The sequence below is a fragment of the Cupriavidus sp. H18C2 genome (assembly GCF_049393795.1).
In the GTDB taxonomy this organism is placed as follows: Bacteria; Pseudomonadota; Gammaproteobacteria; order Burkholderiales; family Burkholderiaceae; genus Cupriavidus; species Cupriavidus pauculus_C.
This window is the reverse complement of sequence record NZ_CP186011.1, coordinates 442,835-466,782: the sequence shown is the minus strand read 5'-3', so window position 1 is coordinate 466,782 and position 23,948 is coordinate 442,835. Positions and strand designations below refer to the sequence as shown.

Genomic DNA, 23,948 nt, shown 5'->3' with positions numbered 1-23,948 from the left:
GGCCTTAGCCGTTGCGGAACAGGAAGCTGTAGGCGCTCAGCGCCGGGACGCCGCCCAGGTGGGCGTACAGCACGCGCGAGCCGGCGGGAAATTCGCCACGGCGGACCATGTCGATCATGCCGTGCATCGACTTACCCTCGTAGACCGGGTCGGTCATCATGCCTTCGTAGCGCGCGCAGGTGCGGATGGCTTCCAGCGTGCCCTCGGACGGCAGCCCGTACTCCGGGCCGCCATAGCGCGTGTCCAGCACGACATCGGCGGCGACGATATCGCGGTCCAGTCCGACCAGCCCGGCCGTGTGCTTGGCAATCCGCAGGATCTGGGCGTGCGTCTGCTCCGGCTTGGCCGACGCGTCGATGCCGATCACGCGGTCCGCCCGGCCATCGGCCGCGAAACCGACCACCATCCCCGCCTGCGTGCTGCCCGTGACCGAGCACACGACGATGTAGTCGAACCGGAAGCCCAGTTCGGCCTCCTGCGCCCGCACTTCCTCGGCAAACCCGACGAAACCGAGCCCGCCCAGCGGATGCTCGGAGCAGCCGGCCGGAATCGGATACGGCTTGCCGCCGGCGTGCCGCACGCTCTCCATCGCCTCTTCCCAACTCTTGCGGATGCCGATGTCGAAGCCGTCGGCCACCAGCCGCACGTCGGCGCCCATCATCCGCGACATCTGGATATTGCCGACGCGGTCGTACACGGCATCGGCGTAGTTGACCCAGTTCTCCTGCACCAGCACGCACTTCAGGCCCAGGTGCGCGGCCACGGCGGCCACCTGGCGCGTCTGGTTGGACTGGATGCCGCCGATGGACACCAGCGTGTCGCACCCCTGCGCCAGCGCATCCGGAATCAGGTATTCGAGCTTGCGGGTCTTGTTGCCGCCGAACGCCAGGCCGCTGTTGCAGTCCTCGCGCTTGGCGTACAGCTCGACCTTGCCGCCCAGATGGTCCGACAGGCGTTTCAGCGGCTGGATCGGCGTGGGGCCGAACGTCAGGGGATAACGGGGAAAGCGTTCCAGATGCATGGTGGAAGCTCCATCTCGATGGGTGGGGAAACAGCCTCCATGCTAGGGAAAACCGTTCGAAACGTGGTTGCAAAGAATGTCGTTTCGCCACACCATCGGGTATCGATAATGGCGTTCAACCTTTTAATATTCCGCCAACCATTCCATGAAAGAAACAAAATTTCGCACCCGGAAGCAAACGCCGGCGCCGGAGCCCGCGGACACGCCGTTACCGCATGTCAACGCGCTGGACCGGGCCGACAAGGCCATCCTGCGCGCGTTGCAGCAGGATGCGTCGATCTCCAACGTGGCGCTGGCCGCCAAGGTGAACCTGAGCCCGCCCGCGTGCCTGCGCCGGGTGGAGCGGCTCAAGGAGATGGGCCTGATTCGCGGCATCGTGGCGCTGCTGAACCCGAAGGCGCTCGATGCCGGGATGCTGGTAATGATCGGCGTGGTGCTGGACCGCTCGACGCCCGAATCCTTCGCGCAGTTCGAGACGGCCGCGCAGAAGGTGTCCGGCTGCATGGAATGCCACGTGGTGACCGGCGAGTTCGACTATTTCATGCTGGTGCGCACACGCGACAGCGACAGCTTCAACCGCCTGCACGCGGAGCAGCTGCTCTACCTGCCCGGCGTTCGGCAGATTCGGTCGTTCATGGTGCTCAAGCAGGTCCTCTCGACGACGCAGTTCCCCATTTGAGCCAGGTCAGGGGCGTGATGCCGGGTGACGGCGCAACCCCCGGCGCACCCGGTCCGCCGATGTAGAATCGTGCGTTTTGGCCGATCTGCGGTGTCTGCCTGATACCGACCATCGGCCCGACCGGATAACCGCCTGATTCATTTCGGTTATTCTCCAAAAACCGGCTGTCCTGCAGTCAACTCCTGACGTTTTCATGCTTCCTACGGACCTGGCTGGCGCCGACGGCGACCAGAGTGCTTCGTTGCCGCGTTCCGAGCGGGCCTATCAACAATTGCGTGCCGCCATCCAGGCAGGCCAGCTGCCGCCGGGTACCCGTCTGCGTGAAGTGGAACTGGCCGAATCGCTGGGGCTGTCGCGCACGCCGGTGCGCGAGGCGCTGTCGCGGCTGGAATCCGAGGGCCTGGTGGTCAACGAGCCCAACCGCGGCATGATGGTCACGCGGCTGGACGCCAGCATGGTCAGTGAACTCTACGTGATGCGCGAGGTGCTGGAATCGACGGCGGCGGCGCTGGCCGCCCGGCACGCGACCGATGTGGAAATCTCGCTGCTGCGCGACATCGTCGAGCGCGACCTGTCGTTCGCCGAAGACCCCGACAAGCTGGCGATGAACAACCGCCTGTTCCACGAGACGCTGCACCGCTGCGCGCACAATCGCTACCTGCTCAAGACCCTGCGCTCGCTGCACGAGTCGATGGCGCTGCTGGGCCGGTCGACGCTGGCGGTGCCGGGCCGGGCGCGTGGCTCGTACGAGGAACACATGGCGCTGGTGGAAGCACTGGAGGCGCGCAACCCCGAGCAGGCCGAATTGATCACCCGGCGCCATATCCAGCAGGCGTACAAGGTGCGGCTGTCGCTCTGGATCGAGGAACAATCGGGCAGCTAAGGCCGCCCCGCCTTGCCCCGCATGGCCCCACATGGCTCCGCTCCGACGGGGCCATTATTCTATGGGGCCGAAAAGTGTGTTCCGCCGTTGCGCTTTTCCGCAACGATCGCAGCCGCTATCTTCTTCCCAGGGCTGCAGGATCTCTCTCCCTTTCAGCCCCACGTCACCTCCGTGGCGGTTTTTTCATGATTGGCGCGGGCGCGCACGGCTCTCAGGCGTGCGACATGGCCGGCGCGGGCGCGGCAGCTTGCCGCGCCTACCTTTTTCCCGCCGTTCCCCTCAAGGAGTCGCCATGACCGGCCCGTCCGTCAAGATCCCCGGCCCCGACCATCCCATCACGATCACCCCGCAGCGCCAGCGCGTCGTCGTCAAGGCCGGCGGCCATGTCGTCGCCGATTCCCGCCGGGCGCTGAACCTGCAGGAAGCGTCCTATCCCGCCGTGCAGTACATTCCGCGCGAGGACGTGGACATGGCGCAACTGTCGCCTACGTCACATACAAGCCACTGCCCGTATAAGGGCGACGCCAGCTACTTCAGCATCGCCTCGGCGGGCGCCCGCGGCGACAACGCGGTCTGGAGCTACGAGCAGCCGCACGCCGCCGTGGCCCAGATTGCCGGCCACGTCGCGTTCTACCCGAACCGCGTCGACAGCATCGAACTGCTCGACTGAGCCCGCGAAAAGAAAAAACCGGCCCGCCGCACACTTGAGCCGTGTGCGGCGGGCCGGTTCTTTATATGGCGATGCGGCGCCCGGAGGCGCCGCTCACGCAATCAGCGTCGGCCGATCAGCCGTTCGCGTAGACCACCTTGGCCTTGCGCGCTTCCGCCTGCAGGCGGGTGAAAACGTTCTGGACGGCGGCGATCACGCGCTTCACGTCGTTGGCGAAGCCCAGGCTTTGCGCGCCCAGTTCGCGGTCGATGAGGTCACGTTCCAGTTGATCGGTCAGCTTGATATCGGATTGGGTGTTCATGGCGTCCTTCCTTACAGGGATTACCCTTATGGGGTTTTCCCGAATTGTAGCAGAGCGATTGCGGCATTGCAGCATTAGGTAATAGTGCGTATGGAAGGAGGCGCGCCATTTCACCCTCTTCGGGCACCCGCCGCCGAGCCAAAGTGGCGCCGGGCATGCCTGGCGTCGCCGAATAGCGACTGATCTTCCACATATCGCAATGGAATTTCGTAATCCGAAACGATGTGTTGCGATCGGTACCGTGGTATGGATGCATCACCGAGCGCCAAGACCGCTAGGGTAAGCACCGACGCCCCGCGCCTTGCCTCGCACCACCCCGGTTCCTATCCTTGTTCCATGATTTGTCCGGACAAAATAATAAATCGGACAAGATGATCCCGATCCGGCTCCAGCCGGACTTCATCGCAGGAAAGAGGAGACAACCGCATGACTGCGCCCCACACCCTCACGGCCATCGCGCTGGGCCTTGCCGTAATCGCCCTGCCCGCGCGGGCCGAGTTCCCCGACAAGACGGTGCGGATCGTCGTGCCGTATTCGGCCGGCGGCGGCACCGACATCGTCGCCCGCCGCCTGGCCGAGCGCCTGACGCCCCGGCTCAAGCAGTCGGTCGTGGTCGACAACCGGCCTGGTGCCAACGGCATCATCGGCACCGAATACGTCGTCAAGTCGCCGCCCGACGGCCATACCTACGTGCTCGTGGTGAACACCCACCTGCTCAACCCCATCCTCTACAAGAAGTTGCCGTACGACACCTTCGCGGATCTGGTTGGTGTCACCATGGTCTGCCAGTCGCCGCTGGTCTTTGTCACGCAGAGCGAATTCCCGGCCCGGAACGCGGTGGAGTTTGCCCGCCACGTCAAGACCAAGCCGGACAAGTACTCCTACGGCAGCTCCGAGAACATGACCCGGCTGGTTGGCGAGATGTACAACAAGTACCAGCATCTGGACATGGTCAACGTGGCCTACAAGGGCGGCGCGCCGCTGATGACCGACGTGATCGGCGGCGTGACCACGGTCGGCGTGACCAGCGTGCTGACCGCCAAGCCGTTCATCACGGCCGGCAAGCTGCGCCCGCTGGCGGTGACCGGCGCGCAGCGCACGCCGGCGCTGCCCAACGTGCCCACCATGATCGAGTCCGGCATGAAGGACTTCGAGGTCTACACGTCCTACAGCCTCTACGCCCCGGCCAGGACGCCCAAGGCGGCGCTGGAGCGGATGCAGAAGGAAATCCACGAGATCGTGATGGCGCCCGACATGAAGGAAATCCTCGCCGAACAGGCCGCCACGCCCGTGGCCCAGCCGGTGGACGCGTTCAACGAGCAGGTGAAGAAGGACTTTGCCTTCTGGCAGCGCCTGGCCAAGGAAGTCAACCTGCAAGCAGAGTGAGGCAAGCGAACATGACCCCCCAAGACACCCCGTCCGTCGATGCCATCCGCCCCGTGCCCGGCGGCTGGACCCGCGCCGACATGGAGCGCGACACAAGCTGGATCCACGTGCTCGATGCCGAGGAAATCGCCGCGTTCGAGCAGGCCCTGCGCCATGCGCTGGCCACCGGCAAGGACATGTTCGACATGTCGATCGAGGATTTTCCGCTCGACGCCCGCGTGCGCCGCCGCCTGGTGGCGCTGGTCGACGATACCCAGGGCGGCTTTGGCGTCAAGCTGCTGCGCGGCTTTCCGGTCGAGCGCTGGGACGTGGATGCGCTGCGCAAGCTGTTCTGGGGCATCGGCCTGCTGCTGGGCGTGCCGCGTCCGCAGGGCAAGCTGAGCCAGTTCGTCTCCGACGTGCGCGATGCCGGCGGGACCTACCGCTCCAGCACCGGCCGCGGCTACAACACGCGCTCGGGCCTGGACTTCCACGCCGATGGCAGCGACATGGTCGGCCTGTTCTGCGTGCGCACGGCCAGGCGCGGCGGCTCCAGCCTCATCACCAGTTCCATCGCCGCGCACAACGAGATGGTGCGCCAGCGGCCGGACTTGGCCGCCGAGCTCTACGCGCCGCTGATCTTCAGCCGCCAGGGCGAACAGGCGCCCGAGGAAGCCCCGTGGTATGCCGCGCCGATCTTTGGGGTGCGCGACGGCCACTTTGCGTGCCGCCACATCCGCAACCACATCAAGGGCGCGCAGGCCACGTTTCCGGACGTGCCGCGCCTGTCGCCCGGGCAGACCGAGGCGCTGGACCTGTTCGATGCGCTGCTGGCGCGCGAGGACCTGTGCTACGACATGGACCTGCAGCCCGGCGACATCCAGCTCCTGAACAACCATATCGTGCTGCACTCGCGCACCGAGTACGAGGACCATCCCGAACCCGAGCGCAAGCGCCACCTGTTCCGGCTCTGGCTGTCGCTGCCCCAGGCGCAGCCGCTGCCGCTGGGCTGGCTCGACGCCTACAAGGACGTGGATGCCGCCTGCGTGCGCGGCGGATTCCGCGGCACCGGCATCACCCCCGAAATCCGCGCGTTCGAAGCCCGCATGGCCAACGCCCACGGCATGAAACTGCGCATCTACCCCGTCAAGGAAGCCGCCTGATGACCGCTACCCCCTCCCAGGGCGCCGCCCGCCCGTCGATCCGCGAACTGCTGGCGCGCAAGCGCCTGATCGCCGCGCCCGGCGTGTTCGACATGATCTCGGTGCGCATTGCCACGCGCATGGGGTTCGACTGCCTCTACATGACCGGCTACGGCACGGTGGCCTCGTACCTGGGCCTGCCCGACGCGGGCCTGGCCACCTACACCGACATGGTCAACCGCGTCGGCGCGTTCTGCTCGGCGGCCACGGTACCGATGATCTGCGATGGCGATACCGGCTACGGCGGCCTGCTCAACGTCGCCCACACCGTGCGCGGCTACGAACGGGCCGGCGCCAGCGTGATCCAGCTCGAAGACCAGGAATTCCCGAAGAAATGCGGCCATACGCCGGGCCGGCGCGTGATTCCCGTCGAGGACATGGTCAGGAAGATCCAGGTGGCCGTGGAAGCGCGCGAGAGCCGCGACTTCCCTGATCCTGGCCCGCACCGACGCGCGCACCACGCTGGGCCTGGACGAGGCGCTGCGCCGCGCCGAAGCCTACGCGCGGGCCGGCGCCGACATCCTGTTCGTGGAATCGCCCGAGTCCGAGCAGGAACTGGAGACCATCGGCCGCACCTTCGACCTGCCGCTGCTGGTCAACGTGGTGGAAACGGGCCGCACGCCGGTGCTGCCGGCCGAAACGCTGGAGCAGATGGGCTTTGCCATCGCCATCTATCCCGCCGTCGGCTTCCTGGCGATGGGCAAGGCGCTGGAGGACATCTACGGCCACCTGCAGACGCACCGCACGTCGCTGGGCATCGGCGACCGGCTCTACGACTTCCCGCGCTTCAACACGCTGATGGATTTCGAATCGGTCTGGGATTTCGACAAGCGGCACGCTTCATGACCGCTGCCCCGCCGGCCGGCGGGGCAGCTTGCCCGTGCGGCGGGGTGCCGGCTATGCTCCGTTACCGATGACCCCGTGACCGCCACCTGAGGCTTGCACTGCGATCCATGGAACAAGGCAGCCCCCTTCCAGACGACTTTGCCGACGCGGACGCCGACGTGCGCGCCGACGCCAGCCCGCGCTACCTGGCGCTGGCCCGCAGCCTGCGCGCCGAGATCGAATCGGGCACCTACCCCGTGGGCGGCAAGCTGCCGACCGAGATGGAACTGTGCAAGCAGTTCGGCGCCAGCCGCCACACGGTGCGCGCCGCCATCGAACGGCTGGTGCGGCTTGGCATGATCAAGCGCACGCCGCGCGTGGGCACCGTGGTCACGGCCGCGCGCGCCAAGCAGGGCTACGAACTGGCCGTGGGCCAGGTGGGCGACCTGCTCCAGTACGCGGCCACCACGCGCATGCGCGTGCTGTCGCGCGACCTGCGCGAGGTGGGCGACGATGCCGATCCCGTGCTGCACCCGTACCAGGGCCAGCTCTGGCTGGTGATCCGGGGCGTGCGCACCGGCGAGGATGCCGGGACGCCGATCTGCTACAACGAGGTCTGGGTCCACCCCGACTACCGCGGCGTGCGCGGCGCCGAGCAGGACATCGAGGCGTCGGTCTTCCACCTGATCGAGCAGCAGTTCAACGTCTCGGTCTCGCGCATCGAGCAGGTCATCCACGCGGCGGCGCTGCCCGCCGACATCGCCGCGCTGCTGGGCATGCCGGCCGGCGCTGCGGGCCTGTGGATCAACCGCCAGTACCGCGATACCGCCGGCAACCTGATCGAGATGGCGTGGTCGGTGCATCCGGCGGAGCGCTTCTCGTACCGGATGGTGCTCGACCGCACCTGGCGCAGCGGCCGCGCGCAGCAGGACGGCTGATCCCCTGCGCGGCCGGCGTCAGCCAGCCGTCCGCCATGGACCGGCGCCCCGCCCTGCGGCATCGGCACGTTCAGGAATTCAGGCCGCCGCGGCAGCTTCCTGCAACGCGGCCAGCACGTTGCGGGCCGCGCCCACGCCCATGTTCACGTAGGCCGCGTCGCTGACGCCGCCGATATGGGGCGAAAGAATCAGGTTCGGCACCTGCTGGAACGGGTGCGGCACGGGCATCGGCTCCACGGCAAAGCTGTCGAGCCCGGCCGCGTAGAGCTTGCCGCTGGTCAGCGCCTCGGCCAGCGCCGCCTCGTCGATCAGGCCACCCCGCGCCGTGTTCACCAGGATCGCGCCGTCCTTGAACAGCGCCAGCGTGTCGCGGTTCAGCATGCCGCGGTTCTCGTCGGTCAGCGGGCAGTGCAGCGACACGACGTCCGACTGGCGGTACAGGTCGTGCAGGTCGTCCACCCGCGTCACGCCATCGGGCACCGTCTTCGCGTACGGATCGAACGCGATGACCAGCATGCCCAGCGCCACGCCAGTAACGGCCGCCCGCCGGCCGATCTCGCCCAGCCCCACCAGGCCCAGCGTGCGGCCGTTCAGCTCGATGGTCTTGTGGATCGACTTGTCCCAATGGCCGGCGCGCATGCGGTCGTTCAGGTGCGGCACCGCCTTGGCGCAGGCCAGGATCAGCGCCCAGGCGTGCTCGGCCACGGCGGCCGCGTTGGCCCCCACCGCCGCCCGGACCGCGATGCCGCGCGCGGCGGCGGCCTGCTGGTCGATCACGTCGATGCCGCTGCCGTGCTTCGAGATGACCTTCAGCGACGGCGCGGCGTCCATCACGGAGGCGCCGATCTTGCCGTAGCGGACGATGATCGCCACCGGGTCCGTGGCCCTGGCCAGCGCCACCACGGTGTCCTCGCTGCACTGCTTGCCGGCAAAGCTGACCTCGAAATCGTTCAGCAGCGCCAGCGCCTGCGGCGCCAGGTCGTTGCCGGTCACCAGCAGCGCGGGCTTTTTCACGGCGGTCACAGCGATTCCCCTTCGGCCAGCACGCCGGCGGCGCGCAGTTCCTTGTCCAGCCAGCCCGGACGCAGTTCGCCGGCCCGGATTGCCGCGATGCGCCTGGCCTCGATATCAACCTTCTTCTGCGCCAGTTCCAGGATGGCCGGCACGTCCTCGCGCGGAATGACCACCACGCCGTCGGCATCGCCGACGATCAGGTCGCCCGGGTTGACCGCCACGCCCGCCACGGCGGCCGGCCAGTTCACAAGCCCGCCGATGGCCTTGGTGGGCCCGCACGGGTTGGTGCCGGCCGAGAACACCGGGAAGGGGCCGCTGGCCAGTTCGTGCGAATCGCGCACGGCGGCGTCGATCACGAAACCGGCCACGCCGGACGCCTGCGCCTGCGCGGCCATGATTTCGCCGCACAGCGCGGCGGTCTGGTCGCCCTTGCCGTCCACGACGATCACGTCGCCGGGCTGGGCGATGGCCAGCGCGACGTGGAACATCAGGTTGTCGCCGGGCCGGACCTCGACGGTCAGCGCCGGGCCGCACACCTTCATCGCGGGCGACAGGCCCTGCACGCGGGCGTTCATCGTGCCGCGGCGGCCGACCACGTCGGCCAGGATGGCGGCCTGGAAAGTCGAGGCGCGCTCGACCAGTTCGGGCGACACGCGCGGATAGTCGCGACGGATCGCGGGGGACGCTTTGGCTTGGCTCATGTACGGCTCCAGGTAAGACGAAAATACGGGAATACGGGAATCGGGGGACCGGCGGGTCGGCGCCTACTTCGTGGCCGCGATCTTCCAGAGGCTTTCGAACTTGCCGCGCTGCGTGGCCATGTGCTGCGTCCACGCCGCGCCGGACAGATACGAGATACCGCGCGCCTCGTTGACGGCGCGGGCCAGGAACTCGGGGTCCTTCGTGGTGGCCTCGATGGCGTCCTGCAAGCGCTTGGCGATCTGCGGCGGCAGGCCGCGCGGGGCGGCAAAGCCGCGCTCGGACGAAATCGTGATGTCCAGCTTCTGCTCGCGGGCCGTCGGCACGTCGGCCACCAGGCCGGGGCGGCGCTCGGCGCCCAGCTGGGCCAGCACCTTCACGTCCTTCGACGCGCGGTCGGCCTCGGTGAACTCGGTCGTGCTCATCGCCATCAGGTCGATGTGGTGGCCCAGCAGGCTGGTCTTGGTCTGCGACGTGCCCGCAAACGGGATGTGGTTGACCTTGGCGCCCGTGGCCTGCTGCAGCGCCAGCGCCGCCATGTGGCCGTTGGTGCCGATGCCGTTGCTGCCCATCGACAGCCCTTCGGGGTTGGCCTTGAGCTGCTTCACGAGGTCGGCCATCGACGCCAGCTTGCTGTCGCCGGCCACCACGAACATGGCCGGATCGTCGATCACGCGCGCCAGCGGCACGATGGCGGCCGGGTCGTACTTCGGCTTGCGCTGGATGGGGATGGTCAGCAGCGACGGCGTGGACACGATGCCGATCGTGTAGCCGTCGGCCGCCGCGCGGGACAGCGCCGAGTAGGCGATCTCGCCCGACGCGCCCGGCTTGTTCACGACGACGATGCGCGCCTTGCCGCCCAGGTGCTTCTGCAGGAACGGCGTCATGGCCCGGGCCAGCAGGTCGGTGCCACCGCCGGCGGCAAACCCGACGTAGACCTCGATGGGCCGGTCGTCCGGCCACGCGGCACGGGCCGGCGCGGCCGTCACGGCCAGCGCCGCCGCCAGGGCACACATCGAAAAGAACAGGGGTCGCGCTGCACGCATGAGTTGTCTCCGTCTGACGCGTTGTATTCTGTACAACGGCGTTTCATTAATATGCGACCACTATAGTCCGGTACGCTTCGCCTTCCGATTATCGTTAACCCGTGTACTGTGCAAAACCGCGTTGTACATCGTACAATCGCCAGCATGGCATCCGGGGGAAGGACACATGAGTAATCACGGCGTGGCAGCGGTCGAGAAGGCACTCGGGCTGCTGGACTGTTTCCGGCTCGGCGCGACAACCATGTCGCTGGCGCAACTGGCCACCGCATCGGGCATGCACAAGACCACGGTCTTCCGGCTGCTGAATTCGCTGGAACGGATGAGCTACGTGGTGCGCACGGCCGACAGCCGCTACGCGCTGGGCCCGCGCCTGCTCTACCTGGGCAAGCTCTACGAGCAGTCGTTCCAGCTCGGCACCGTGATCGAGCCGGTGCTGCAGGACCTGGCGCTGGCGACGAAGGAAAGCGCGTCGTACTACGTGCTGCACGGCGACGAGCAGCGCATGTGCCTGTATCGCGCGGAACCCAGCGAGGGCCTGCGCGAGACGCGGCTGCCGGGCACCATCCTGCCGCTCGACGACACGGCCATCGGATCGGTGCTGAAGTACTGGGGAAAGGACGATGCCAGCGCGCGCCGCGAGGAACCGCTGCCGTGGTTCACCTCGGGCTTCCGGGACATCTACACCGCCGCGTTTGCCACCCCGCTGTTTGGCGCCGGCGACAAGTTCATGGCCGCGCTGACGCTCTCCGGCCCCGCGTCCAGGCTGGAGGCGGCCAACCGTGCAGACATCGCCCGCGTGCAGCTCGTGGCCGCCGCCAGGCTGTCACGCCGGCTGGGCGCGAGCGCGTTGTGGTGCGAGAAGGTCTACGGCGCGGCGGCGCGCGCATCGGACTGACCGGGCAGCCGGACGCGACGATCGGCACGTCCGCCCCGCCCGGAACGATAGTTGCAGCGCCAAGGTCCCGCCCACCCTATCGGAGACCGAAATGAGCATCTTCAAGGACATCCTGAACAAGCTGCTGCACCGCGGCCAGTCCGCCTCGGCGCAGACCACCGCCACGGCCACGCCTGGGACTACGCCCGGCGCCACGCCGGGCACCACGGCACCGGGCGCCAGCCCCGCCGCGCCGGCACCGGGTGCCACGCCACCCGCTGGCAGTGCCCCGGCGCAGGGCCAGCAGCCGCTGTCGCAGGTGGACGTCGAGGCCGTCATGGACAAGGCCGTCAGCGAGGCCGGCCAGCCGCTGAACTGGCGCACGTCGATCGTCGACACGCTCAAGGCGCTGGGCATCGACAGCAGCCTGGAACACCGCAAGGCGCTGGCCAAGGAGCTGAACTACACCGGCGACACCAACGATTCGGCGGCCATGAACATGTGGCTCCACAAGCGCGTGATGCAGGAACTGGCAGCCAATGGCGGCAAGCTGCCGAAGGACCTGACCGACTGACTTTCTGACACCCGCCGTGCAAGATTGCGCCGCAGCTTCTGCAATGCACGGCGGGCCGCCGCTCAGGCGCGGCGCGTGGGGGCCTGCCGTTCGCCCCCGGTGTCGCGCTTGCGCAGCGATCCGAACCGGTTGGCATAGAGCCACGTGAACTCGGCCCCCAGCAGGAAGATCTGCGCGGAGTAGTAGACCCACACCAGCACCACCACCAGCGACCCGGCCGCGCCGTAGCCGGTGGCCACGCCGGTCTTGCCGATGTACAGCCCGATCAGCAGCTTGCCCACCGTGAACATCACCGACGTGACCACGGCGCCAAGCCAGACGTCGGGCCAGCGCACGTCCGCGTGCGGCATGATCTTGTAGATCATCGCGAACACCACGGTCACCAGCCCGAAGCTCAGCGCCATGTCGATCAGGTGACCGATGGCCTCGCCCTCGCCCAGCATCGGCGACCAGTACCGCCCGATGGCGGCCAGCGCGGCGCTGGCCACGAGCGACACGATTAGCAGAAAGCCGATGCCCAGGATCATGCCGAACGACAGCACCCGGGCGCGCAGCAGTTCCCAGATGCCCGACGGCTTCTTGCGCTCCGGCACGCGCCAGATGCGGTCCAGCGCGTCCTGCAGTTCCGCGAACACCGTGGTGGCGCCCACCAGCAGCGTCACCATGCTCAGCAGCGCGGTCAGCGTGCCTTTTTCCGGCGAACTGAGCGATACCAGCATGCTTTCGATGGCCTTGGCGCCTTCCTCGCCCACCATGCCGCCGATCTGGTCGACCACGGCGCCGCGCGCGGCCTCGGCGCCGAAGGCCAGCCCCGCCACCGAGATCACGATCAGCAGCAGCGGCGCTACCGAGAAGATCGTGTAGTACGCCAGCGCGGCGCCCATGCTGGGCGCGTAGTCGTCCAGCCAGGCGGAAAACGTGTCCTTGAGCAGGACCCAGAAAGTACCGAATGACCGTCCGGCCATGAACTCGCGTTGCATCGTCGCCCTCCTTCGCTGGCGCTGCCTGTCTGAAGCCTAGTGGCCGATGCCGCGCACGGGTATCGGTCACGGTCTGACATGCGCCGCGCCGGGGCGTACCGGCATGGCCATTGCATGCGCATTGCCACATCATCCACATGCCAGGAGCACGCCATGGCGACGATCTCGAAGGGCGACAAGGTCAAGTGGCAGACCTCGCAGGGCTAGACCGAAGGCACCGTCACGCGCAAGGTGACCGGCACCGCCAAGGCGGGCGGCCACGTGGCCAAGGCGTCGGCCAAGGACCCGCAGTACGAGGTGCGCAGCGCCAAGACCGGCAAGAAGGCGATCCACAAGGCCGGGGCGCTGAAGAAGGCGCGCTGACCGGCTCGCCGCCGGGCTACGACCAGCCACCGCCCAGCGCGCGGAAGGCCGCTACCGCGGCGCGCGCATTATCGGCGCGCACGCGGGCCTGCTGGTCGCGGGCGGCCAGCAGTTGCCGGTCTTCCTCCAGCACCTCGAACAGGCTGACGGCGCCGCCCTTGTACGCCTCCTCGGACGCATTGCGCGCCCGCTCGTGCGCCGACACTTCCTTGTCGAGTTCCACCCGCTGGGCGTCGAGCTGCGTCAGCGTGACCAGCGCGTTCTCCACGTCCTCGGTGGCCTGCAGCATGGCCCGGCGATACCCGGCCAGCGCTTCCGCGTAGGCCCCGTTGGCGCCGGCCACCTCGGCGTCCACGCGGCCGAAATCGAACAGCCGCCAGCGCAGGCCGGCCGTGGCGGCGGGCTGGAACGCCTGCGCGGTGAACAGCTTGCCGGCCGACAGGCTTTCGAAGCCCAGCAGCGCCGACAGCGACAGCTTGGGGTAATACTCGGCCGTCGCCACGCCGATCCGCGCGTTCGACGCCGCCAGCCGGCGCTCGGCCGCGATCACGTCGGGGCGCCGTTGCAGCAGGTTGGCCGGCCCCTGCGCCAGCGCCACCTGCGGCACCGTCAGCGCCGCCGGCGCCTCGCGCAGTTCGGCGGCATAGGTGCCCGGCTGCGCGCCCATCAGCACGTCCAGCCGGTTCAGTTGCGTGTCCAGTTCGATCCGCAACGGCGGGATCGTGACGCGCGTCTGCGCCACGCGCGCTTCCGCCTGCGCCAGTTCGCGCTCGGCGCCGATGCCATCGGCCAGCCGCAGCCGCACCAGTTCCAGCAGCCGCTGGTCCGTCGTCTCCTGCTGCCGCGCGATGGCGATACGGTCCTGCGCGGCCCGCACGCGAAAGTACGCGTCGGCGGCCTCGGCGGCCACCAGGATCCGCACACCCACGTGGCTGGCCTGCGCGGCCTGCCACTCGGCATCGGCCGCCTCGGCGCCGCGCCGCAGCCCGCCCGCGAGGTCGATTTCCCACGTGGCCGCCGCGCCCACCGCGTAGAGCGTCTGCCCGCCCGTGTAGCCGGGCAGCGTGCTGCCGATCTTGCCCAGCGGGCTTTCCAGTGACTGGCGCTGCTTCGTGACGTCGCCGTAGGCACTGGCCTGCGGCAGCAGTTCGGCGCCAGCAAACCGGGCCGCCGCGCGCGCCTGCTCCACCCGCGCCAGCGACGCCGCCAGATCCAGGTTCTGATCCAGCGCGCGCTGGACGATCCGCGTGAGCTGCGGATCGGCAAACCCGTCCCACCAGGTATCGAGCGAGACCGGCGGCCGTGCCTCGTTGATCGCCGCCAGCGCGGCCGCGTGCGGGTAGACCTGCGGCATGGCCGTGGCGGGCGCCCGGTAGTCGGGCCCCACCGCGCACGCCGCCATGCCGAACATCGCGGCCAACGCCGCCGCCAGCGTTGTCGCGCGGCGCCCCCATCCCTGTGCCTGCTCCGTCATTTCCGTTCCTTTCGTCAGATCGATGCAAAAGTTAGTTGCATCTTGATAGTGACTAGCCTAGACTAACTTTCATATTGATAGCAACCAATTTCTTGCAGGAGGCCGAACGATGCAGAAATCCGCGCACAAGGACGGCGCCTGCCCGACGGCGCGGGCGATTGCGCGGGTAGGCGACACGTGGTCGGTGCTGATCCTGCGCGAGGCGTTCTACGGCACCGCCCGCTTCGACGACTTCCAGAAGCGGCTCGGCATCGCGCCGAACATGCTGACCCGGCGGCTGAACAGCCTGGTCGACGAAGGATTGCTGGCGCGCCGCCCGTACTGCGCCCACCCGCCGCGCGACGAGTACGTGCTGACCGACCGGGGCCGCGATTTCCGGCCCGTGCTGCTGACGCTGATGGACTGGGGCAACCGCCATTTCGCGGACCAGACCGGCACGGTGCGGCTGGTGGAACGCCAGACCGGGCGCACCGTGCGCATCGCGCTGGTCGATGCCGATACGGGCCAGCGCATCACCGAGACCGACCACTACATCGCCGCCGGCGACGCCGCCAGCCCGGCCCTGCGCGCGCGGCTGGCACGTTCGGCCCCGCCCGGCACGCCGCCCGCATCGCATCCCACCCCTTCTTCATCCCCGACTTCCCGCGCCTGACAAAGGCGCGTTGCCGCTACGGAGCGTTTCCCATGACAAGCAGTACGACGACCGCCGACCGCGTGCCCGCAGGCGCCGCCACCCCCACGGCCCAGCCCGCCAGACCCGGCCGCAAGGCCCTGCTGATCCGCGCCGGCGCCGCGCTGGTGGTGCTGGCCGCGGCTGGCTATGGCTACCACTGGTGGACCGACGCGCGGTTCGTGCAGGAGACCGACGACGCCTACGTGGGCGGCGACGTCACGCTGATTGCCGCCAAGGTGCCCGGCTACCTGACCGAGGTGCGCGTGACCGACAACCAGGCCGTGCGCGCCGGCGACGTGCTGGCCCGCATCGACGACCGCGACTACCGCGCCGCGCTGGCCCGGGCCGAGGGCGCCGTGGCCGCGCAGCAGGCGCTGATCGCCAACCTGGATGCCCGTGCCCGGCTGCAGGACGCCGTGATCGCCGAGGCCCGCGCCGGCGTGACGGCCGCCGACGCCGAAACCCTGCGCGCCCGCGACGACCAGACACGCTACGCCAGCCTGGTGGCCAAGTCGGCCGTGTCGATCCAGAGCGCCCAGAAGGCCGACGCCGATTTCAAGCAGTCGCTGGCCCACGGCCAGAAGGCCAAGGCCAGCGCGGAGGCCGCGCGCCGGCAGCTCGACGTGATCGCCACGCAGAAGCAGCAGGCCGAAGCCGCGCTGGCGCAGGCCGTGGCCGAGCGCGACATCGCACGGCTGAACCTGAGCTACACGGAACTGCGCGCGCCCGTGGACGGCACCGTCGGCAATCGCCGCGCGCGCGTGGGCGCCTACGCGGCCAGCGGCGGACAGTTGCTGTCGATCGTGCCCGCGCGCGGCCTCTGGGTCGATGCGAACTTCAAGGAAGGCCAGCTCGCGCATATGCAGCCCGGCATGCGCGCCACGATCGTGGCCGACGTGCTGCCCGGCAAGGTCTTCCACGGCCGCGTGGAAAGCCTGGCGCCGGCCACGGGCGCCCAGTTCAGCGTGCTGCCGCCCGAGAACGCCACCGGCAACTTCACCAAGATCGTCCAGCGCGTGCCGGTGCGGATCGTGCTCGACGATGCCGACGCGCGGCTGGGCGTGCTGCGGCCGGGCCTGTCGGTCGTGGCCGAGATCGACACCCACGCGGGCCGCACCGACACCGCTGACGTGGCTACCGCCGCACCGGGCAAGTCATGAGCACCGCCGTCGCTGCCGGACCCGGCGCCACCGTGCCCGCCCCGCCCGCGCTGCCTTCCCCCGCCGAACTGCCCATCGCCACGCGCGTGCTGGCGTTCGGCACGATGTGCGTGGGCATGTTCATCGCGCTGCTCGACATCCAGATCGTGTCCGCGTCACTGCGCGACATCGGCGGCGGGCTGTCGGCGGGCACCGACGAGACGGTCTGGGTGCAGACCGCGTACCTGATCGCGGAGATCATCGTGATTCCGCTGTCGGGCTGGCTGGCGCGCGTGATGTCCACGCGCTGGCTGTTCTCGGCGTCCGCGGCCGGCTTCACGCTGACCAGCCTGCTGTGCGGCGTGGCGTGGAACATCGATAGCATGATCGCCTTTCGCGCGGCGCAGGGCTTTCTGGGCGGGTCGATGATCCCGATGGTCTTCACCACCGCGTTCGCGTTCTTCGCCGGGCGCCAGCGCGTGGCGGCGGCGGCCATCGTGGGCGGGCTGGCGTCGCTGGCGCCCACGCTGGGCCCCACCATCGGCGGCTGGATCACCGACAACTACTCGTGGCACTGGCTGTTCTTCATCAACCTCGTGCCGGGCATCTTCGTCACGGTCATGGTGCCGGTCCTGGTGAAGATCGACCAGCCCGACTGGTCGCTGCTCAAGGGCGCCGACTACCTGGGCATGCTGCTGCTGGCGCTGTCGCTGGGCTGCCTGGAATACACGCTGGAAGAAGGCCCGCGCTGGGACTGGTTCGGCGACCCGACCATCGTCGCCACCGCGTGGATCTCCGGCATCGCCGGGGCGGCGTTCCTGTGGCGCTCGCTGACGTACGCCAACCCCGTGGTGGACCTGCGCGCGCTGAAAGACCGCAATTTCGCGCTGGGCTGTTTCTTCTCGTTCGTCACCGGCATCGGCATCTTCGCCACCATCTACCTGACGCCGCTGTTCCTGGGCCAGGTGCGCGGCTACAGCGCGCTGCAGACCGGGCTGGCCATCTTCTCCACGGGCGTGTTCCAGGTGATGTCGATCCCGCTCTACTCGTACCTGGCCAACCGCTTGGACCTGCGCTGGCTGCTGATGGTGGGCCTGTCGATGTTCGCGCTGTCGATGTGGAGCTTTGCGCCGATCACGCATGACTGGGGCAGCACGGAGCTGCTGCTGCCGCAGGCGCTGCGCGGCATGGGCCAGCAGTTCGCGGTGGCGCCCACGGTCACGCTGACGCTGGGCGCGCTGCCGCCCGCGCGGCTGAAGCTGGCTTCCGGCCTGTTCAACCTGATGCGCAACCTGGGCGGCGCCATCGGCATCGCCGTATGCGGGACGATCCTGAACGACCGCACGAACCTGCATTTCCTGCGGCTGGCCGAGCATCTGAACATCCGCAACGAGGCCATGGCCGAGTTCCTGGGCAACAGCACGGCCCACCTGTCGGCGCTGGGCAACGAGGTGACCGACGGCCACGCCGCCGCCGTGCGCCAGCTCTGGACGCTGGTCATGCGCGAGGCCCATACGCTGACCTATGCCGATGCGTTCCTGGTCATCCTGGTCTGCTTTGTCGTGGCCATCCCGCTGGTGCCGCTGATGCGCAGGATTGCCCCGCCCAAGGCGCCGTCGGCCGATGCACACTGACCGGCGGCCCCCTACACTGTCGAAAACACCCATGGAGACGACATGACGACCCCCACATCCCCAGCGAAGGTTGCCCTGGTCATCGGCGCGGGCGACGCCACGGGCGGCGCCATTGCGCGGCGCTTTGCGCGCGAGGGCTACATCGCCTGCGTCACGCGCCGATCGGCGGACAAGCTGCAGCCGCTGGTGGACCGCATCCGCGCCGATGGCGGCCAGGCGTTCGGCTACGCTAGCGACGCGCGGCAGGAAGACGCGGTGGCGCAGCTATTCGACCAGATCGAGGCCGAGCATGGCCCGGTGGAGGTGCTGGTCTTCAACATCGGCGCCAACGTGCCGTGCAGCATCCTGGAAGAGACGCCGCGCAAGTACTTCAAGATCTGGGAGATGGCCTGCTTTGCCGGCTTCCTGACCGCGCAGGCCGCCGCGCGCCGGATGGTGGCGCGGGGCCGGGGCACGATCCTGTTCACCGGGGCCACGGCCGCGCTGCGCGGCAGCGCCAACTTTGCCGCGTTTGCCGGCGCCAAGCACGCGCTGCGCGCGCTGGCGCAGAGCATGGCGCGCGAGCTGGGGCCGCGCAACATCCACGTGGCCCACGTGGTGGTGGACGGCGCCATCGACACCGCGTTCATCCGCGACACGTTCCCGGACCGCTACGCGCTCAAGGACCAGGACGGCATCCTGAACCCCGAGCACATCGCCGACAACTACTGGTACCTGCACACGCAGCCGCGCGACGCCTGGACGTTCGAGCTGGACCTGCGGCCGTACATGGAACGCTGGTAGCCCGCCGCCGCGCTTCACGCGCGCGGGTCGGCCGGCCACGGGGCCGGCGGCGCGGCGCGGCTGCTGCTGAACCGGCCGTCGTCGACGCGGGGCTGCCACGTGGTGTCCAGCGCCGGGCGCGCGGGCGCCGGGGCGGGCATGGGCGTCGCCAGCAGATAGCGGCGGCTGGTTTCGAGGAACAACGTCGGGGCAACCACGGAAAGCGTCATGCCAGCACCTCGGAGCGATAAGGACGAGCGATAAGGACCAATGGCTTCGATGCTATCGCCTACACGCCGCGCTGGCTGCTGTACGAGAGGCTCGGGCCACCCAGCCAGTCGCTTATCCGTCTCATCCGTTCGGATAGGGTGCCGACCCGACCGGGGCACCTTGGGCGCCCCGGAGGGCTACTACGCGGGCCTGACCTGCGCGATGACGACCAGGATCACGGCCGCGTTGCCGGGCTGCTGGCTCTGCGCGTAGACCGCGCGCGCGTGGCCGGCCTGGTCGCCCAGCACCTCGGCAAACAGTTCGGACGCCCCGTCGATCACGGCCGGCTGTTCCAGCATGCCCGGCGCGCTGGTCACGTAGCCTTCCACCCGCACGATGTGGTCCAGCCGCGCAAAGCCGCCCAGATGGGCGTCGATCTGCGCCAGCACGTTCAGCGCCGCCAACTGCGCGGCCTGCCTGCCCTGCTCCACGGTCAGGTCCTTGCCAACCTGGCCCTGCCAGACCACCTGCCCGTCGCGCAGCGGCAACTGGCCGGAGATGAACAGCAGGTCGCCGGCCTGGCTCACGGCGGTGTAGCGGCCCAGCGGGCGCGGCGGCGGGGGGAGGGTCAGGCCCAGCGCGGCCAGTTTCGATGCGACGGTCATGGTGACTCCGTGGAAGGTTGGGGTTGCGGATGACTATAGGCGCCGGGGCGCAGGCGGGGAACGGGCCGGCGGGAACATCGATTGATACGCCATGGAACAAATCGGCCGTCCGGCGGGCCATCGCATACACTGGCGGCCATCGCCCCTGCCTCCCCTGCCGCCCCGACCATGAAGCGCCAATTCGACGATCTCCAGCTTGGCAGCATCGAACTCTTCTGCCTGGCAGCCGAACTGGGCAGCTTCACGGCGGCCGCGGTGGCGGCGGGCGTGACGCCGGCTGCGGTCAGCCGCAGCGTGTCGCGGCTGGAGGAACGGCTGGCGGTCCGGCTGTTCGTGCGCACCACGCGCCAGATCCGGCTGACCGACGAGGGCCGCACCTACTTCGAGGAAACCCGCCAGGCGCTGGCGCAGCTGGTGGACGCCGAGCGGCAGATCAGCGGCCAGCACGCCACGCCGGCCGGCCGGCTGCGCATCAGCCTGCCCACGCCCTACGCGCACTACCGCGTGCTGCCGGTGCTGCCCGAATTCCGCGAGCGCTACCCGGACGTGGACATCGACGTCCACATCAGCAACCGCAACGTCGACTTTGCCGACGATACCTACGACCTCTCGGTGCGAGGCCGCGCCCCCGACGATTCCACGCTGATCGCCCGCAAGCTCGAAGACGCCGAGATGGTCGTGGTGGGCACGCCGGCCTACCTGAAGCGCCACGGCACGCCGGCCACGCTGGACGACCTGCTGGCCCACGCGTGCATCCAGTTCGAGCGGCCCAGCAGCGGGCGCCGCATCCCATGGACGTTCCGCCAGGACGGCGAGGACGTCGACGTGGTCACCACGGGCCCGTATGGCACGTCCGAGGACGCGCTGGGCGGCGCCACGCTGGCCCGCGCCGGCGCCGGGCTGTTCCAGACCTACCGCTTCGTCGTGGAGCAGGACCTGCGCGACGGCACGCTGGTCGAGGTGCTGCAGGACTTTGGCGGCAGCACGCGGCCGTTCGTCCTGCTCTATCCGCACGCCCGCCACGTCTCGCGCCGCGTGCGCGCCTTCGTCGACTTCCTGGTCGAGAAGTTTTCCGCGTAGCTGACACGGCCGCGCGCCGGCCACTTGTTACCGGCGCGCACAAGTGTTTGTGCCGTGGTGCCGTTCAATCCCCCGCCCGCCTCACCTACATTTCCAGCCATCGACCACGACGGTTCGATTGGCAAGGACGCCAAGGTCATCCAGACAAACGAGGCAAATCATGAGCACCACGCAAACCACCACCCCCACCACCACCCAGAAGGTCGCCATCGTCACGGGCGCCTCGCAAGGCATCGGCGCCGAGCTGGTCAAGGCATACCGCCAGCGCGGCTACCGCGTCGTGGCCACGGCCCGCGGCATCCAGCAGCCCGACGATGCGGACGTGCTGGCCGTGCCGGGCGACATCGCCGACCCGGAGACCGCGCGGCGCGTGGTCGGGCAGGCCATCGAGCGCTTTGGCCGCGTCGACGCGCTGGTCAACAACGCCGGCATCTTCATCGCCAAGCCGTTCACGGCCTACACGGCCGAGGACTACGCCGCCAAGACTGGCGTGAACCTGGCCGGCTTCTTCCACATCACGCAGCTTGCCATCGCGCAGATGGAAAAGCAGGGCAGCGGCCACGTGGTCAGCATCACCACGAGCCTCGTCGACCATGCCATCGACGGCGTGCCGTCGGTGCTGGCGTCGCTGACCAAGGGCGGCATCAACGCGGCCACCAAGTCGCTGGCCGTCGAGTACGCCAAGCGCGGCATCCGCGTCAACGCGGTGTCGCCCGGCATCATCAAGTCGCCGATGCACGCACCGGAAACCCACGCGGCGCTGGGCGCGCTCCACCCGATGGGCCGCATGGGCGAAATGAGCGATATCGCCGAGGCCGTGCTGTTCCTGGAATCTGCGCCGTTCGTGACCGGCGAGATCCTGCACGTCGACGGCGGCCAGAGCGCCGGCCACTGACCCACCGCGCCACCCGGCAGGCCACCCCGGCCTGCCTGCCGACGGCCCGCCGCGCCCGGTGGGCCGTTGTCCTGTCTGGCGCCCGGACACGGGTAAACCCTCGGTCGCGCGGCGTGTGGGTGGAGGCCCGGTCTCCTAGACTGGAGGTTTTCCTCACCCGGAACCCCCCGACCATGGCCACGATAGAAGTGAAGGTGCCCCAGCTTTCCGAATCCGTCTCGGAAGCCACGCTGATCCAGTGGAAGAAAAAGCCCGGCGAGGCCGTGCAGCGCGACGAGATCCTGGTGGAGCTGGAAACCGACAAGGTGACGCTGGAGGTGCCTTGCCCCGACAACGGCGTGCTGGCCCAGATCGTCAAGCCCGACGGGGCCACGGTGCATGCCGACGAGGTGATTGCCGTGGTGGATACCGAAGGCAAGGCCGCGCCGGCCCCGGCGCCCAAGGCCGCGGCCCCCGCCCCGGCACCGGCCGCGTCCCAGGCTGCCCCGGCGCCCGCTCCCGCCGCCGCACCGGCACCGACCGCCGGTGGCGCCAGCGCGTCGGCGCAGGCCGATTTCGACGTGATCGTGATCGGCTCCGGCCCGGGCGGCTACATCGCCGCCATCCGCGCCGCGCAGCTTGGCAAGACCGTGGCCTGCATCGAGGAATGGAAGGACGAGGCCGGCAAGCCGCGCCTGGGCGGCACCTGCCTGAACGTGGGCTGCATTCCCAGCAAGGCGCTGCTGGCGTCGTCCGAGCATTTCGAGCACGCCCAGCACGGCATGGCCGACCACGGGGTGCAGATCAAGGGCGTGACGCTGGACCTGCCGCAGATGATCCGGCGCAAGGCCGCCATCGTCGACAAGTTCACGGGCGGCGTGGAATTCCTGTTCCGCAAGAACAAGGTCACGTGGATCAAGGGCCATGGCAAGCTCAAGGGCCGGGGCGCGGACGGCGTGGTCACCGTGGAGGCCGGCGAAGCGGGCAATACCAAGCCCTACACGGCGCGCAACGTGATCATCGCCACGGGCTCCAAGGCGCGCCACCTGCCCGACGTGCCGGTGGACAACAAGATCGTCTCCGACAACGAGGGCGCGCTGTCGTTCGACACCGTGCCCAAGCGGCTGGCCGTGATCGGCGCGGGCGTGATCGGGCTGGAGCTGGGCTCGGTCTGGCGCCGGCTGGGCGCCGAGGTGACGATCCTGGAAGCGCTGCCGACGTTTCTGGGCAGCGTCGACGAAGCCATCGCCAAGGAGGCGGCCAAGCTGTTCAAGAAGCAGGGGCTGACGATCCACCTGGGCGTCACCATCGGCGAGGTCAAGGCGAAGGCCAAGGGCGTCAGCATCGCCTACAAGGACAAGGACGGCGCCGAGCAGAAGCTCGATGCAGACCGCCTGATCGTGTCGATCGGCCGCGTGCCGAACACCGACGACCTGGGCCTGGACGCCGTGGGCCTGGCCACCGACGCGCGCGGCTTCATCCCCGTGGACGATCACTGCCGCACCACGGTGCCCGGCATCTACGCCATCGGCGATGTGGTGCGCGGCCCGATGCTGGCCCACAAGGCCGAGGACGAAGGCGTGATGGTGGCCGAGATCATCGACGGCCAGAAGCCGCACATCGACTACAACTGCATCCCGTGGGTGATCTACACCGAGCCCGAGATCGCGTGGGTGGGCAAGACCGAGGCCCAGCTCAAGGCCGAAGGCCGCGCGTATCGCACCGGCCAGTTCCCGATGCAGGCCAACGGCCGCGCGATGGGCATGGGCCGGCCGGACGGCTTCATCAAGATGATTGCCGACGCGCAGACCGACGAGCTGCTGGGCGTGCACATCATCTCGGCCAATGCCTCGGACCTGATCGCCGAGGGCGTGGCGGCGCTGGAGTTCAAGGCCGCGTCCGAGGACATCGGCATCATCAGCCATCCGCACCCGTCGCTGTCCGAGGTCATGCGCGAGGCCGCGCTGGCGGTGCAGAAGCGGGCGCTGAACATGTAGCGCTAG

Annotated in this window: 25 protein-coding genes and 1 pseudogene; 17 read left to right on the top strand and 9 right to left on the bottom strand. The window is 68.9% G+C overall.

Annotated features, from left to right (window positions below):
- Positions 1-4: 4 nt before the first annotated feature.
- Positions 5-1,021, bottom strand: a complete 1,017-nt coding sequence (locus EPAKOI_RS18705) for a 1-aminocyclopropane-1-carboxylate deaminase (protein ID WP_423194264.1) — start codon at positions 1,019-1,021, stop codon at positions 5-7.
- Positions 1,022-1,166: 145 nt separating this feature from the next.
- Here EPAKOI_RS18705 and EPAKOI_RS18700 point away from each other — a divergent pair, with 145 nt between their 5' ends.
- From EPAKOI_RS18700 to EPAKOI_RS18690, 3 genes are all read left to right on the top strand, one after another.
- A complete protein-coding gene (locus EPAKOI_RS18700) occupies positions 1,167-1,700 on the top strand; it encodes an Lrp/AsnC family transcriptional regulator (protein WP_423194263.1) in 534 nt (177 codons plus the stop codon).
- A 193-nt stretch (positions 1,701-1,893) separates the two neighbouring features.
- Positions 1,894-2,583: a GntR family transcriptional regulator gene (locus tag EPAKOI_RS18695; RefSeq protein WP_124685267.1), complete on the top strand. Its 690-nt coding sequence runs from the start codon at positions 1,894-1,896 to the stop codon at positions 2,581-2,583.
- A 292-nt stretch (positions 2,584-2,875) separates the two neighbouring features.
- Positions 2,876-3,253 carry a DUF427 domain-containing protein gene (locus EPAKOI_RS18690; RefSeq protein WP_313836913.1) on the top strand — a complete coding sequence of 126 codons (378 nt, stop codon included), beginning with the start codon at positions 2,876-2,878 and terminating at the stop codon, positions 3,251-3,253.
- 115 nt (positions 3,254-3,368) lie between these two features.
- Here the strand turns inward: EPAKOI_RS18690 and EPAKOI_RS18685 are convergent, their stop codons facing one another.
- Positions 3,369-3,554: a hypothetical protein gene (locus EPAKOI_RS18685; protein ID WP_124685269.1), complete on the bottom strand. Its 186-nt coding sequence runs from the start codon at positions 3,552-3,554 to the stop codon at positions 3,369-3,371.
- Positions 3,555-3,980: 426 nt separating this feature from the next.
- On the opposite strand from EPAKOI_RS18685, the gene EPAKOI_RS18680 reads away from it, so the two are divergent.
- The 4 genes and pseudogenes from EPAKOI_RS18680 to EPAKOI_RS18665 all read left to right on the top strand — a co-directional run bounded on the left by EPAKOI_RS18680 (position 3,981) and on the right by EPAKOI_RS18665 (position 7,884).
- Positions 3,981-4,940 (top strand): tripartite tricarboxylate transporter substrate binding protein, encoded by a 960-nt coding sequence (locus tag EPAKOI_RS18680; RefSeq protein ID WP_423194262.1) that lies wholly within the window; start codon positions 3,981-3,983, stop codon positions 4,938-4,940.
- An 11-nt stretch (positions 4,941-4,951) separates the two neighbouring features.
- Complete coding sequence (locus EPAKOI_RS18675) at positions 4,952-6,082, top strand: TauD/TfdA family dioxygenase (protein ID WP_124685271.1); 1,131 nt, start codon at positions 4,952-4,954, stop codon at positions 6,080-6,082.
- A gap of 92 nt (positions 6,083-6,174) precedes the next feature.
- Positions 6,175-6,967, top strand: a pseudogene (locus tag EPAKOI_RS18670) (isocitrate lyase/PEP mutase family protein).
- A gap of 107 nt (positions 6,968-7,074) precedes the next feature.
- Complete coding sequence (locus tag EPAKOI_RS18665) at positions 7,075-7,884, top strand: GntR family transcriptional regulator (RefSeq protein WP_423194261.1); 810 nt, start codon at positions 7,075-7,077, stop codon at positions 7,882-7,884.
- A 78-nt stretch (positions 7,885-7,962) separates the two neighbouring features.
- Here the strand turns inward: EPAKOI_RS18665 and EPAKOI_RS18660 are convergent, their stop codons facing one another.
- The 3 genes from EPAKOI_RS18660 to EPAKOI_RS18650 all read right to left on the bottom strand — a co-directional run bounded on the left by EPAKOI_RS18660 (position 7,963) and on the right by EPAKOI_RS18650 (position 10,643).
- Entirely contained in the window at positions 7,963-8,907 is a 945-nt protein-coding gene (locus EPAKOI_RS18660; protein WP_423194260.1) for an NAD(P)-dependent oxidoreductase, read from the bottom strand.
- Entirely contained in the window at positions 8,904-9,599 is a 696-nt protein-coding gene (locus EPAKOI_RS18655) for an RraA family protein (protein ID WP_423194259.1), read from the bottom strand. Before EPAKOI_RS18655 ends, EPAKOI_RS18660 begins: the two co-directional genes overlap by 4 nt.
- A gap of 63 nt (positions 9,600-9,662) precedes the next feature.
- On the bottom strand, positions 9,663-10,643 hold the full coding sequence (locus EPAKOI_RS18650) for a tripartite tricarboxylate transporter substrate binding protein (protein WP_423194258.1): 981 nt from the start codon (positions 10,641-10,643) through the stop codon (positions 9,663-9,665).
- Positions 10,644-10,809: 166 nt separating this feature from the next.
- Here EPAKOI_RS18650 and EPAKOI_RS18645 point away from each other — a divergent pair, with 166 nt between their 5' ends.
- Together EPAKOI_RS18645 and EPAKOI_RS18640 are read left to right on the top strand one after the other, a co-directional pair.
- Positions 10,810-11,538: an IclR family transcriptional regulator gene (locus EPAKOI_RS18645; RefSeq protein ID WP_124685277.1), complete on the top strand. Its 729-nt coding sequence runs from the start codon at positions 10,810-10,812 to the stop codon at positions 11,536-11,538.
- Between the two features lie 91 nt (positions 11,539-11,629).
- The gene (locus tag EPAKOI_RS18640) at positions 11,630-12,091 is read left to right on the top strand and encodes a DUF3597 domain-containing protein (RefSeq protein ID WP_423194257.1); all 462 of its coding nucleotides are present in this window, start codon (positions 11,630-11,632) and stop codon (positions 12,089-12,091) included.
- A 62-nt stretch (positions 12,092-12,153) separates the two neighbouring features.
- Here EPAKOI_RS18640 and EPAKOI_RS18635 read toward each other — a convergent pair whose 3' ends face one another.
- Positions 12,154-13,071 carry a YihY/virulence factor BrkB family protein gene (locus EPAKOI_RS18635; protein ID WP_423194256.1) on the bottom strand — a complete coding sequence of 306 codons (918 nt, stop codon included), beginning with the start codon at positions 13,069-13,071 and terminating at the stop codon, positions 12,154-12,156.
- Positions 13,072-13,302: 231 nt separating this feature from the next.
- Here EPAKOI_RS18635 and EPAKOI_RS18630 point away from each other — a divergent pair, with 231 nt between their 5' ends.
- Entirely contained in the window at positions 13,303-13,434 is a 132-nt protein-coding gene (locus EPAKOI_RS18630; RefSeq protein WP_423194255.1) for a DUF2945 domain-containing protein, read from the top strand.
- Between the two features lie 16 nt (positions 13,435-13,450).
- On the opposite strand, the gene EPAKOI_RS18625 is transcribed toward EPAKOI_RS18630, so the two are convergent.
- Positions 13,451-14,908 (bottom strand): efflux transporter outer membrane subunit, encoded by a 1,458-nt coding sequence (locus EPAKOI_RS18625; protein WP_423194254.1) that lies wholly within the window; start codon positions 14,906-14,908, stop codon positions 13,451-13,453.
- A gap of 109 nt (positions 14,909-15,017) precedes the next feature.
- On the opposite strand from EPAKOI_RS18625, the gene EPAKOI_RS18620 reads away from it, so the two are divergent.
- From EPAKOI_RS18620 to EPAKOI_RS18605, 4 genes are read left to right on the top strand one after another with little or no spacing between them, the layout of a single operon-like run.
- Positions 15,018-15,560 (top strand): winged helix-turn-helix transcriptional regulator, encoded by a 543-nt coding sequence (locus EPAKOI_RS18620; protein WP_423194253.1) that lies wholly within the window; start codon positions 15,018-15,020, stop codon positions 15,558-15,560.
- A gap of 32 nt (positions 15,561-15,592) precedes the next feature.
- On the top strand, positions 15,593-16,741 hold the full coding sequence (locus EPAKOI_RS18615; RefSeq protein ID WP_423194252.1) for an HlyD family secretion protein: 1,149 nt from the start codon (positions 15,593-15,595) through the stop codon (positions 16,739-16,741).
- On the top strand, positions 16,738-18,354 hold the full coding sequence (locus tag EPAKOI_RS18610) for a DHA2 family efflux MFS transporter permease subunit (protein ID WP_423194251.1): 1,617 nt from the start codon (positions 16,738-16,740) through the stop codon (positions 18,352-18,354). Before EPAKOI_RS18615 ends, EPAKOI_RS18610 begins: the two co-directional genes overlap by 4 nt.
- 42 nt (positions 18,355-18,396) lie before the next feature.
- Positions 18,397-19,137: an SDR family oxidoreductase gene (locus EPAKOI_RS18605; protein ID WP_423194250.1), complete on the top strand. Its 741-nt coding sequence runs from the start codon at positions 18,397-18,399 to the stop codon at positions 19,135-19,137.
- Positions 19,138-19,151: 14 nt separating this feature from the next.
- On the opposite strand, the gene EPAKOI_RS18600 is transcribed toward EPAKOI_RS18605, so the two are convergent.
- The gene (locus tag EPAKOI_RS18600; protein ID WP_423194249.1) at positions 19,152-19,346 is read right to left on the bottom strand and encodes a hypothetical protein; all 195 of its coding nucleotides are present in this window, start codon (positions 19,344-19,346) and stop codon (positions 19,152-19,154) included.
- 180 nt (positions 19,347-19,526) lie between these two features.
- Positions 19,527-19,991 carry a RidA family protein gene (locus tag EPAKOI_RS18595; RefSeq protein ID WP_124685286.1) on the bottom strand — a complete coding sequence of 155 codons (465 nt, stop codon included), beginning with the start codon at positions 19,989-19,991 and terminating at the stop codon, positions 19,527-19,529.
- Between the two features lie 168 nt (positions 19,992-20,159).
- Between EPAKOI_RS18595 and EPAKOI_RS18590 the strand changes: the two genes are divergently transcribed.
- From EPAKOI_RS18590 to lpdA, 3 genes are all read left to right on the top strand, one after another.
- The gene (locus EPAKOI_RS18590; protein WP_313836940.1) at positions 20,160-21,071 is read left to right on the top strand and encodes a LysR family transcriptional regulator; all 912 of its coding nucleotides are present in this window, start codon (positions 20,160-20,162) and stop codon (positions 21,069-21,071) included.
- Between the two features lie 160 nt (positions 21,072-21,231).
- Positions 21,232-21,966 (top strand): SDR family NAD(P)-dependent oxidoreductase, encoded by a 735-nt coding sequence (locus tag EPAKOI_RS18585; RefSeq protein ID WP_124685288.1) that lies wholly within the window; start codon positions 21,232-21,234, stop codon positions 21,964-21,966.
- Between the two features lie 173 nt (positions 21,967-22,139).
- A complete protein-coding gene (gene lpdA / locus EPAKOI_RS18580) occupies positions 22,140-23,942 on the top strand; it encodes a dihydrolipoyl dehydrogenase (protein WP_423194248.1) in 1,803 nt (600 codons plus the stop codon).
- Positions 23,943-23,948 lie beyond the last annotated feature (6 nt).